The organism is Streptomyces sp. NPDC029159, assembly GCF_055564055.1.
The window spans coordinates 64,900-75,858 of record NZ_JBVHWT010000007.1; the positions used below are offsets into that span (position 1 = coordinate 64,900).

The 10,959-nt window shown below is 74.6% G+C and carries 11 protein-coding genes; 4 read left to right on the top strand and 7 right to left on the bottom strand.

The features are described 5' to 3' along the window. Positions 1 to 37: 37 nt before the first annotated feature. Positions 38 to 664, bottom strand: coding sequence for a TetR/AcrR family transcriptional regulator (locus ACZ4U4_RS16080; protein WP_467874029.1), 627 nt, complete (start codon positions 662 to 664; stop codon positions 38 to 40). Between the two features lie 124 nt (positions 665 to 788). Between ACZ4U4_RS16080 and ACZ4U4_RS16085 the strand changes: the two genes are divergently transcribed. After that, complete coding sequence (locus ACZ4U4_RS16085; RefSeq protein WP_467874032.1) at positions 789 to 1,577, top strand: alpha/beta fold hydrolase; 789 nt, start codon at positions 789 to 791, stop codon at positions 1,575 to 1,577. A 49-nt stretch (positions 1,578 to 1,626) separates the two neighbouring features. On the opposite strand, the gene ACZ4U4_RS16090 is transcribed toward ACZ4U4_RS16085, so the two are convergent. Continuing rightward, positions 1,627 to 3,060, bottom strand: a complete 1,434-nt coding sequence (locus ACZ4U4_RS16090; protein ID WP_467874035.1) for an FAD-dependent oxidoreductase — start codon at positions 3,058 to 3,060, stop codon at positions 1,627 to 1,629. A 378-nt stretch (positions 3,061 to 3,438) separates the two neighbouring features. Here ACZ4U4_RS16090 and ACZ4U4_RS16095 point away from each other — a divergent pair, with 378 nt between their 5' ends. Continuing rightward, positions 3,439 to 3,648 (top strand): hypothetical protein, encoded by a 210-nt coding sequence (locus ACZ4U4_RS16095; protein WP_467874038.1) that lies wholly within the window; start codon positions 3,439 to 3,441, stop codon positions 3,646 to 3,648. Between the two features lie 8 nt (positions 3,649 to 3,656). Here the strand turns inward: ACZ4U4_RS16095 and ACZ4U4_RS16100 are convergent, their stop codons facing one another. From ACZ4U4_RS16100 to ACZ4U4_RS16115, 4 genes are all read right to left on the bottom strand, one after another. Next, positions 3,657 to 4,298, bottom strand: a complete 642-nt coding sequence (locus tag ACZ4U4_RS16100) for a response regulator (protein WP_467874041.1) — start codon at positions 4,296 to 4,298, stop codon at positions 3,657 to 3,659. Next, the gene (locus ACZ4U4_RS16105) at positions 4,291 to 5,550 is read right to left on the bottom strand and encodes a sensor histidine kinase (RefSeq protein WP_467874044.1); all 1,260 of its coding nucleotides are present in this window, start codon (positions 5,548 to 5,550) and stop codon (positions 4,291 to 4,293) included. The genes ACZ4U4_RS16100 and ACZ4U4_RS16105 overlap by 8 nt, the downstream gene beginning before the upstream one ends. Positions 5,551 to 5,627: 77 nt before the next feature. Continuing rightward, positions 5,628 to 6,380 (bottom strand): ABC transporter permease, encoded by a 753-nt coding sequence (locus tag ACZ4U4_RS16110; RefSeq protein WP_467874047.1) that lies wholly within the window; start codon positions 6,378 to 6,380, stop codon positions 5,628 to 5,630. A 1-nt stretch (position 6,381) separates the two neighbouring features. Continuing rightward, positions 6,382 to 7,314: an ABC transporter ATP-binding protein gene (locus ACZ4U4_RS16115; protein ID WP_467874050.1), complete on the bottom strand. Its 933-nt coding sequence runs from the start codon at positions 7,312 to 7,314 to the stop codon at positions 6,382 to 6,384. Between the two features lie 221 nt (positions 7,315 to 7,535). Between ACZ4U4_RS16115 and ACZ4U4_RS16120 the strand changes: the two genes are divergently transcribed. Both ACZ4U4_RS16120 and ACZ4U4_RS16125 read left to right on the top strand, forming a co-directional pair. Beyond that, positions 7,536 to 8,252, top strand: a complete 717-nt coding sequence (locus ACZ4U4_RS16120) for a class I SAM-dependent methyltransferase (RefSeq protein WP_467874589.1) — start codon at positions 7,536 to 7,538, stop codon at positions 8,250 to 8,252. 162 nt (positions 8,253 to 8,414) lie between these two features. Then, positions 8,415 to 9,620 (top strand): S8 family serine peptidase, encoded by a 1,206-nt coding sequence (locus tag ACZ4U4_RS16125; RefSeq protein ID WP_467874053.1) that lies wholly within the window; start codon positions 8,415 to 8,417, stop codon positions 9,618 to 9,620. A 57-nt stretch (positions 9,621 to 9,677) separates the two neighbouring features. Here the strand turns inward: ACZ4U4_RS16125 and ACZ4U4_RS16130 are convergent, their stop codons facing one another. Next, positions 9,678 to 10,826: a glycosyltransferase gene (locus ACZ4U4_RS16130; RefSeq protein ID WP_467874056.1), complete on the bottom strand. Its 1,149-nt coding sequence runs from the start codon at positions 10,824 to 10,826 to the stop codon at positions 9,678 to 9,680. Between the last annotated feature and the right edge of the window lie 133 nt (positions 10,827 to 10,959).

Genomic DNA, 10,959 nt, shown 5'->3' on the forward strand with positions numbered 1-10,959 from the left:
GCTGCGGGTGCGCCCGTCCGTCGCACCTCGTCGCGGCTCAGCGCGCGCCGGTGACCGGCGGCGCCGGCCATGCCGTCATCGCGGCGTCGGCGATGTGCTCCAGCGTTTCCCGGTCCGCTCCGTCACAGGCCTGCTGGTTCATGCCCTGGATGACCGCCGCGTAGAAGGCGGCCAGCCCGTCGGCGTCCGTGGTGGCGGGCAGGCGCCCCGCGTCGACGTCACCGCGGATGCAGGAGGCGATTGCGGCCTTGGCCTCCTCGCGCAGGGTGCGCAGCCGGTCCTTGACGCCCTGTGAGCCGGGGCCGCAGTTGGCCGCCGCGCTGATGATGAGGCAGCCGGGCGGATGGCTCGGGTCGGTGTAGTCCGCGGCGAGGTGCCGCAGCATCGCGGCGATGGCCGAGCGGGCGTCCGTCTCGCGCGACGGCGCGGTGCCGTGGGTGCGGACGTAGAGCTGGACGGCCTCCTCGAAGAGCTGCCGTTTGTCGCCGAAAGCGGCGTAGAGGCTCGGCGGCCTGATCCCCATCGCCCCGGTCAGCGCGGCGATGGATGTCGTGTCGTACCCGTGGGTCCAGAACTCCCGCAGGGCGGCGGCCAGCGCCTGGTCGCGATCGAACGCGCGACGGGTCGGCCCGGCGGCCTTGGACTGAGGGTTCGCGCTGCTCATGCCCGCACCCTACCGGCCGGCCGTAGCGATCGCTAAAGAAGCTCTGGTACGGTCGCTCCGCACTCAGCTTTAGTGATCACTACAGCTGCCGGGTGCGGCAGCCTGCCTCCGAGAGGAACCCCTGATGACGACGCCGAACCCGGCCACTTTCGCCCGCACCGTCCGAGGCGAGGGCCCCGGGCTGCTGCTCGCTCACGGTGCGACCGGCAGCATCGAGGACAACTACGGACCGATCCTGGAAGGGCTCGCCGCGCGGCACACCGTCGTCGGGGTCGACTACCCCGGCTCCGGCGCCACCCCGGCGGCGGACCGCCTGGAGCTCGACGACCTGGTGGACCAGCTCATCGCGGCGGCCGACGCCGAAGGGCTGGACACCTTCGCGGTCAGCGGGTATTCGCTCGGCGGCCCGGTCGCGATCCGCCTCGCCGCGCGGTACCCGGAGCGCGTCACCGCACTCGTCCTGACCGCGACGTTCGCGCACACCGACGCCCGCACCGAGCTGATCGCCACCGTCTGGCAGCAACTCCTGGAGACCGGGCAGTTCACCACGCTCGCCGCCTACATGCAGCTGGCGGCGCTCGGCGAACCGGCCCTGAGCGCCCTCACCCCGGCACAGGTGCGGGCCACCACCGAACAGCTCGCCGCCGAGCTGACCGCCGCCCCCACCGCGCAGGTGGCCCTGGTGCGCAGGATCGACGTCCGCGCCGACCTCGCGCACCTCACGGTGCCGGTCCTCGTCGTCGTCACCGCCGAGGACCGGCTCGTCTCCCCGGCGCTCCAACGCGAGCTGGCCGCCGCCGTGCCCGCCGCGGAGACCACCGAACTCCCCACCGGGCACCTGCCGTTCACCTATCAGCCCCGGCAGTGGCTGAGGGTCATCGACGGCTTCCTCGCCCGGACCACCCGGCCCTGACCGGACGGCGGCGCCCCGGCCGACCGGAGTCCGCCGACCCTGCCGCGCCTCACCCCTCACCCACCCCGAACCACTCCCCCAACCGCTTCTCCAACTCCCCCTGATCGTCGCCGACCCACGCCACATGGCCGTCGGGGCGCAGCAGGGCGGCGGGTACGTCCGGGGCGACGGCGTTGTCGCGGACGTGGTCGACGCGGCTCTCCCAGCCGGTGACCGTGAGCCTGCCGGTGCGGTCCAGCAGCAGGCCGCGGCCGGTGTGCATCCGGTCGTAGAGGCGGCCCTGCGGCAGCGGGACGTCGCGCATGCGGCGGCCGAGCAGGGGGTGGCCGTCGCCGAGGTCGTAGCGGATGTCGACGGCGGTGATGAGGCCGGTGATGTGGCGGTTCACCTCGTCGATGTCCATCAGCCGGGAGAAGAGGGCGCGCAGTGCGGCCGGGCCCGGGGCGGTGCCCAGCAGGGCCATCTGGGCGCGGGTGTGGGCCAGTACCTCGGCGCCCACCGGGTGGCGTTCGGCGTGGTACGTGTCGAGCAGGCCGGCCGGCGCCCACCCGGCCACCTCGGCGGCGAGCTTCCAGCCGAGGTTGAACGCGTCCTGGATGCCGAGGTTGAGGCCCTGGCCACCGGTCGGCGGATGGATGTGCGCGGCGTCGCCGGCCAGCAGCACCCGGCCCGTCCGGTAGTGCTCGGCCTGCCGGGTGGCGTCGCCGAAGCGGGAGAGCCACCGCGGGGAGTGCACCCCGAAGTCGCTGCCCGCCCAGGCCCGCAGCTGGGCCCGGAACTCGTCCAGGGTCGGCGCCGAACGGTCCCCGGACACGCCCTCGGCGGGGACGAGGAAGCGGTGGACGCCCACCTTCCCGTCCACGTCGGGCATGACGCCGAACCGCAGCTGGGTGCGGCGGACCTCCGCCACGGCGGCGGCGATCACCGCCGGGTCGGCGGTCGCCTCCATGTCGCCCAACAGCGTCTCGGTGGTGGCGGGTTCGCCGGGGAAGGCGATACCGGCCAGCTTGCGGACCGCGCTGCGGCCGCCGTCGCAGCCGACGAGGTACCGCGTACGCAGCCGCGTCCCGTCCGCCGTCTCGGCGGTCACCCCGTCCGCGTCCTGGTGCAGCGCGACCACCTCGTAGCCGCGGCGGATCGTGGCGCCCAGCTCACGGGCCCGCGCGTCGAGCAGCCGCTCGGTCTCCGGCTGGCCGATGGCGAGGCCGTACGGATGGGCGGTGTCCAGTCCGTCCGGCCACGCCTTGATGATGCCGCCGAACAGACCGCCGGCCCGGAACTTCTCCCCCGCCGCGAGGAACCGCTCCAGCAGTCCGCGCTGGTCCAGCAGCTCCACGCTGCGCGCATGCAGCCCGCGCCCGCGGGACTGCCCGGACGGCTCGGCCAGTTTCTCCAGCACGACGACGTCCACACCGTGCAGCCGCAACTCCGCGGCCAGCATCAGACCGGTCGGCCCGGCGCCGACGACGATCACGTCGTGCAAGCCGTCATCCGTCGCGTTCCGCATGGCGTTCTGCGCCGCATCGTGCGTTGTGCAAGGCAACGCGTCACTCTTCGCGTCCTTCATCGAATACCCCGTCATCGCCTACCCCGTTCCACGGAAATTGCTTGACGCATTCCGGCCCGGCACGCGGCAGCTCGCGCCACCCGGCGGGCCGCCGTTTCCGCTGGTCCCGGACGTGCGGCGGATATTCTGCGGCACCTTGGGGGCCTTGCGGCAAGGCCCCCTGTGCGCTATATGTTGAGAGTGGCAAGGAACGGATATCCGTCCTTGCCTTTTCTTTTGGAGCTGCTTGCCGTTTTTCCCTCCGGGCGCTCGCCTTCCATGGCAGCGTGGTGGGGCACCCCATCAGGAGGGCGTGTGAGCGGAGCAGCAGCCGGGGGGCGAGAGTTCGCCCGGGGTGTCCGGGCGCTGCCGGCGGCCCTCGACTCGGTCGACCCGGCCGCCCACACAGCCGCCTGGGCGCGGGGCCATGCCCGCGTCACCACCTGCCTGCCGGCCCTCGGCTCCCGCCCGCGCTGCGTGGTGGCCGGCCCGCTCACCGTGGAGTACGCGCACGACCTGCCCTGACGCACCCCCTACCCGAGGATCCCCCGGTCGTAGGCGTTCGCCACCGCCGCGGCGCGGTCCCTCGCGTCCAACTTGGCGTAGATGTGGGTGAGATGGGTTTTGACGGTCGCCTCGCTGATGAAGAGGGTGCGGGCGATCTCGCGGTTGGAGGTGCCCTTGGCGACGAGGGCGAGGACCTCGCGTTCGCGGGCGGAGAGGGTGGGGTCGGCGGGGGCCGGGGAGCGGACGGCGGTGACCAGGCGGGAGGCGACGGCGGGTGAGAGGACCGTGCGGCCGGCGGCCGCGGCGCGGACTGCGGTGAAGAGTTCGTCGCGCGGGGCGTCCTTGAGGAGGTAGCCGGTGGCGCCCGCCTCGATCGCCGGGAGGGTGTCGGAGTCGGTGTCGTAGGTGGTGAGGACGAGGACCTTGGCGCGGGCGCCGCGACGGGTGAGCTCCGCGATGGCCTCGACGCCGCTGCCGCCCGGCATGCGCAGGTCCATGAGGATGACGTCGGGGTCGAGGCGGGCGGCGAGCGCCACCGCCTCGATGCCGCCGGACGCCTCGCCGAGGACGGTGAAGCCGGGAGACGCGGCGAACATGCCGCGCAGTCCGTCGCGGACGACGGGGTGGTCGTCGACGAGGAGAAGGGTGATCGTCGGATCGTCAGCCATGGCGCACCAACGGTACGCGAGCGGAGACGGCCGTTCCGGCGCCGGGCTCCGACTCGATGTCGACGGTTCCGGCGACGCGTTCGGCGCGGGCCCGCATCCCGCCGAGGCCGAAGCCGCCGGCAGCCGACCGCGGGGGCAGCGCCAGCGGGTCGAAGCCGCGGCCGTCGTCGCGGATGTCCAGGCTCACCTCGTCGCCCATGTAGGAGAGGGTGACGCCGACGCGGCCGGCGGCGGCGTGCCGGTCGACGTTGGCGAGCGCCTCCTGGGCGATGCGCAGCAAGGTGGCCTCCAGTTCGTCGTGGAGCGGTTCGACGGTGCCGGTGACGGTCAGTCCGGCGCGGGCACCCGCCTGCGCCGACCAGTTCCGTACCAGCTTCTCCAGCGCCTCCGGGAGCGCGTCGTGCTCCAGGTCGCCGGGGCCGAGGTCCTGGACGGAGCGGCGGGCCTCGCCCAGGGAGCGGCGGGCGAGGGCTGCGGCGCGCTCGACGTGGGAGCGGGCGCGGTGCGGGTCGGGGGTGTCGGTGGCGGCCTGGAGCTGGGTGATGATGCCGGTCAGGCCCTGGGCGATGGTGTCGTGGATCTCGGCGGCCAGTCGGCGCCGTTCGTCGGCGACACCGGCCTCGCGGGCCTGGACGAGGAGTTGGGCGTGGAGTCCTGCGTTCTCCTGAAGTGCCTGCTCCAGGCGGGCGTTGGTGCGTTCCAGCTCGGTGATGGCGGCCGCCTTGGCCGCCGCCCGCCGGGCGTCCCGCTCGGCGAAGTGGCTGAAGAGCAGGCCGAGGCCGCAGTGGAGCAGGAAGAGCCCGCCGAAGAGGATCCAGCTCACCGCGTCCGGTCCCGGGGGCAGCCCGCCGGACTGCGATCCCGCCATCGTCACGGCGGTGAGGACGAGGCCGAGCCGCTGCAGCCGGGGCGGCAGCAGCACCCCGCTGTCGAAGTACCCCATCAGCGCGAAGATCGAGTAGAAGGGGTTCACCCAGGTCAGGGCCAAGGCGAGCGCGGTGCGGAGAGCGTAGTAGGCGACGGCGGACGGCGTCCCCGCGGCGGCGGTGCGGCGTCTGCGGTGCCACCACAGCTGGAGGACGAGGGCGACGGCCCCCAGCACGAGGTCCTGATGGCGGTGGCGGGGCTCGGGGAGGAAGGGGCTCGACACCGTCGCGAGGGCGACGCCGACCGCCAGCAGGACGTAGGGGCCCCAGCGGTGGAACTGCTCCCAGCGCTCGTCGGTGCCGGTGGGCCGGCTCACGGTCGTCATGGCGTTCAGGATGCCGCGCGGCGTCCCCGGGCTCCCCTGCGGCCCGGGGACGGCGCGGCGCACGGCCCGCCCGCCGGTCACTCCCAACGGAACCGGCGGACCGCGATGGTCAGCAGCAGTGCCGCCCACAGACCGGTCACGCCCAGGTGCGACCAGCTCGGCCAGTCCCCGGCGGCCGCCTGGGCGAGCGCCTGCGAGGCGGCGCCGAGCGGCGACCACTCGACGAGGTGGCGCAGCGTCTCCGGCATGGACTGGACGGGGAGCCACACACCCGCGGTGAACATCATCGGGAAGAAGACGACGGTCCCGAAGGTCTGTGCGGCCTTCACCGTCCGGGAGACGGCCGACAGCGCGCAGCCCAGCGCGAACGCGGCGAGCGCGGTGACCAGCAAGGCCAGGAGGTATCCGGCGGGTTGGGCGGGGAGCGCCACGCCGAACGCGAGGCGGCCGACAGCGAGGGCGAGCAGGACGGAGCCGAGGACGGCGGCGGCGTGCAGCAGCAGCGACGCCATCAGCAGGGACGCGGGGCGGGCCGGGGTGGTGGACAGGCGGCGCAGGATGCCGCGTTCGCGGTAGCCGGTGAGCTGGACCGGCATGGTCTGCACCCCGGCGACGCTCAACGCGAGCAGCACGGCCACGGGGACGTACAGGTCGATGACGCGCAGTCCGCCGGGGGCGGCGCCCGGTTCACGGAAGGCCGGGATGAGGCCGAGGATCGTCAGCAGCGCACTCGGGAAGACCAGCAGCCAGAAGAGCGCCCCGGGTTCGCGGCGGAAGAGTTTCGCCTCGGTGCGGAGGACGGCGGTGTGCGCCACGGTCACGGTCGGCATCTCAGCTCTCCCGGTCGATGAGGTCGTCGGAGGCGTGCCCCGCGGTGAGGTCGAGGAAGGCGTCGTCGAGGGTGGCGTCGGTGACGCGGAGCCGGCCGGCGGTGATGGAGTGCCGGGCGAGCAGCGACAGCAGCGCGGTGACGGTGTCGTCGGCGCCGTGCAGGGTGATGCGGCCGTCCCGGTCCGTGGTGGTGGCGGTGACGGCGGGCAGTGCGGCGAGGTCGGCGGGGTCCGGCGGTCGGGAGGGGGTGAAGGAGATGACGGTGGCGGTGGCGGCGCCGCGGATCAGCCCGGCGGGGGTGTCGAGGGCGGCGATACGGCCCCGGTCGATCACCGCGACGCGGTCGCAGAGCCGCTGCGCCTCCTCCATGAAGTGGGTGACGAGGAGGACGGTGACGCCGCTGTCGCGGACCTCCTCGATGAGCTGCCAGGTGTCGCGCCGTGACCGCGGGTCGAGGCCGGTCGTCAGCTCGTCGAGGACCACCACGCGGGGGTTGCCGATGAGGGCGAGCGCGATGAACAGGCGCTGTTTCTGGCCGCCGCTGAGCTTGCCGAAGCGGCGGCCGAGGAGGTCGGTGAGGCCGAGCCGGTCGGCGAGGTGGCCGGGGTCGGCGGGGTGCGGGTAGAAGGCGGCGTACAGCTCCAGGGCCTCGCCGACGGTGAGTTTCGGCTGGAGTTCGCTCTCCTGGAGCTGGGCGCCGAGGAGGCCGGTGAGCCGGTCGTGGTCGGCGATCGGGTCGAGATCTGCGACCCGTACGGTTCCGGCGTCGGGGACGCGCAGCCCCTCGACGCATTCGACGGTGGTGGTCTTGCCGGCGCCGTTCGGGCCGAGGATGCCGAAGATCTCGCCCTCGTCGACGGTGAAGCTGATGCCGTCGACGACGGGGCGCCCCCCGTAGGCCCTGCGCAGGCCCGTCACTTCGATGATGGACATGACGTCAGCCTGGCCCGCCCGGCCCGTGCCGGACATCGGCCGACGCGCTCGACGCCGTATCGGCCGATCGGTTGACGGCGCGGCGATCGGTCGATGGCCGGGGTGCGCCCCGGGGGCCGCCGGGCGGCGGAATTCGGGTGACTTCGGGGCGGGCGGCTGGGAGCATCGCCCCCGTGTCTCAATCGTTCGAGGATCTGGTGGCGGAGGCCGAGCGGGCTCCGATGGCGGGCTGGGACTTCTCCTGGCTGGCGGGGCGGGCGACGGAGGAACGCCCGTCATGGGGGTATCAGCGGCTGATGGGCGCGCGGATGGCGGGCGCGTCGGCGGCGTTGGACGTGCAGACCGGCGGCGGGGAGGTGCTGGCCGGGGTGGACCGGTTGCCGCCGCTGGTGGCCGCCACGGAGGCGTGGCCGCCGAATGTCGCGGCAGCGACGCAGCTGCTGCGGCCGCGGGGGGTGGTGGTGGTCGCCGATGCGGACGAGCCGCCGCTGCCGTTCGCCGACGCCGCTTTCGACCTGGTCGTCAGCCGCCATCCGGTGACGGTGTGGTGGCAGGAGATCGCCCGGGTGCTGGAGCCGGGCGGTACGTACCTGTCCCAGCAGGTCGGTCCGGCCAGCGTCTTCGAGCTGGTGGAGTTCTTCCTGGGGCCGCAGCCGGACGAGGTGCGGCGCAGCCGCCATCCGGACGACGCCCGGCGGGACGCGGAGGCGGCCGGTCTGGACATCGTCGATCTGCGGCTGGAGTCGCTGCGGACGGAGTTCCGGGACATCGGCGCGGTGGTGTACTTCCTGCGGAAGGTGGTCTGGATGGTCCCGGGCTTCACCGTGGACGGCTACCGCGACCGGCTGCGCGAGCTGCACGAGAAGATCCTGGCCGAGGGGCCGTTCCAGGCGCGGACGACGCGGTTCCTGATCGAGGCGCGGAAGCCGGTGGAGTGAGCGGGGCGGGTCGTCGGGGCCGGTCCGTTCTGCGGCCCGGCGGACAAACTGCCCCGCCTCGCCTGCCCGTTCGCCCGTCGGCCGGTTCTGCGTATGATCCCGGTCAAGCACAGAGCGGCCCCTCGGGCGGCCGCTGTCCGACCTGCTCCAGGAGGCACCTTCGTGTCCGACCGCCGGCGGAAACTCTCCCTGCGGGCCACCACGGTGGGCTGCCTCCTGCTCGCCGCGGCGGTCCCGCTTCCGGCCGCGGCCGCCCCGCTCACCGACTCCGCCGTACTGCCGCAGATCTCCACCGCGCTCGACGGGACGAAGTGCGTCAAGCGCAGCTCCGGGACGCAGCGGGCGACGCCGTGGCCGCAGAAGCTGCTCGGCATCGAGAAGGCGCATCCGCTGAGCGAGGGCCGCGGGGTGACGGTCGGGGTGGTCGACGGCGGGCTCGACGCCTCCGTACCGGCGCTGGCCGGGCGGGCGTCGGGCACCGGCAAGGACTGCTCCGGGCACGGCACCTTCCTCGCCGGTGTGGTCGCCGCCGCGCGCACCCCGGACATCGGCTTCGAGGGCGTCGCCCCGCAGGCCCGGGTCGTCGGGGCGGGCGTCGCGGCGGAGGGGTACGGCGGTGAGGCCGACCCCGACGCGGTGGCCGCGGGCATCCGCCGGACCATCGACCACGGCGCGCGGGTGGTCCTGGTCGGGGTGGGCGCCGCGCGCTCCAGCGGGGCGCTGAAGTCGGCGCTCACCTACGCGCAGCAGAAGGATGTCGTGGTGGTGGCGGGCGCCGGGACGGAGAGCCGCAGCCGCGGGGTCTCGTATCCGGCGGCCTATCCGCGGGTGGTCAGCGTGGCCGCCGTCGATGTGGAGGGCGCCCCGCTCGGCGGCGACGCCGAGCAGACGGCGGCGACCGGCGGGGCGACGGTCCGGGTCGATCTGACGGCCCCCGGCGACCGGGTGCTGAGCGTGGGCCCCGGGGGCGGGCACTTCACGGGGAGCGGGGATCCGGTGGCGGCGGCGTTCGTCGCCGGGACCGCCGCGCTGGTCCGCGCCCGCGACCCGCAGCTGTCGGCCGATGCGGTACGGGAACGGCTGCGGGCCACGGCGGTGCGCGGCGCCGGTGCGGTGCCGGACGCGGTGACCGGGTACGGCATGGTCGACCCGGAGGGCGCGGTGGCGGCGCTGCGGCCGGGCGAGAGCACTCCCGCCCCCGCCCCGGGCTCGGTCGCCGCCGCCTACCAGGCGGACCAGCCGCCGCCGGAGGTCGCGTCCGGGCCGGTGTGGGCGATGGCGGGCGGGGCCGCCGCGGTGGCGGCGGTCGCGGCGCTGCTGGCGGTGGTCATCCCCCGCGGCCGGGCTCGCGGCTGGCGCGCGCCGTAGGACCGCGTACGGGAGGGCGCGCCGGGCTGGTCGTCCGGCGCGCCGCCGCGTTCCGGCTCAGTCGGGGTCCGGCAGCCGGGTGAGGTCGAGCGGGGGCAGTCCGGCCAGTTCGGTGCGGGCCGCGGTCATGGCGTCGGTGTACCGGGGGGCGTCGAGGAGGGCGGTCACGGCGTCGGCGATCTCCGTGTGCGTGGCCGTCAGGGGCAGGGACCGGCCGAGTCCGAGCCGGGCGAACGCGTCGGTGTTGGCGGGCTGGTCGGCGAGGACGCCCATGCCGAGGACGGGCGTCGCGCCCTGTACCGCGTCGAGCAGGGACGCCCGGCCGCCGTGTGTCACGAAGAGGTCGGCGCGGTGCAGCAGCGCGGGCTGCGGGACGTGTGCGACGACGGTGATACGGGGATCGTCGCCGGTCAGCTGTGGGGCGAGGGCGCCCGCGGAGACGATCGCGTCGCAGTCGACCGCGGTGAGCGCGGCGATGATCTCCCGGTAGACGGCCGTCACGGTGGTGCGCAGCCCCGGCATCGCGGTGGTGAGGGTGCCCAGGCTCGCGTAGACGAGGGGGCGGGCGGACGGGGCGCGGTCCAGTCGGGCGGGGAGGACGGCGCGGTGTGGCGCGACGGTGCGGCGGACCGGTCGCGCGGCGGGCGGGGGCGTCGGATGGAACCACCGGACCGGGGCCGGGGTGAGCATCGGGGGCAGGGCGGGGGCGTCGTGGCCGTACTGCTTGTGCAGCGGGTTCAGGGCGGGTGCGACATCGGTGTCCCAGAGTTCCTGGAGCAGCGGGCCGAGGCCGTTGTCCGCCGCGAGCAGGGGCAGCCGCAGGATCCGTGCCGCGAGGTGGGCGCCGGGGTCGCTGCATTCGGCGATCACCAGGTCGGGCCGGTCGCGGCGCCAGGCGGTGAGCAGGGCGCGGGCCTTGGCCTCGGCGTGGTCGGGCCAGAGCCGTCCGAAGACATGGCGGTTGAAGGGCCCGTTCCCGTGCCGCCGCCAGATCTCGCTCGCCGTCTCCTGCACGCCGGGCCCGCAGGTCCAGTCCGTGCCGGCCCGCCGGTACGCGATGCCGCGGCGGTGGGCCTCACGGCGGAACATGAGGGGGGCGTGGAGGGTGACCTGGTGGCCCTGTTCCCGGGCCGGGCCGATGACGTAGTCGAGCGCGCTGAGGTGGGACGGTATCGGCTCGGCGGTGACGGCGATCCGTAAGGGCATGGGGGCTCCGGGTCTCCTCGTGGGGCGTGGCGGTGGAGCCATGGTGCGCCGGACCCCGCATCCGCCGGGCGGCGGATGCGGGGTGCGGGCGCAGTTCCGTGCGCGGGCCCCGCAGAAACGGAGGTGCCGGTCA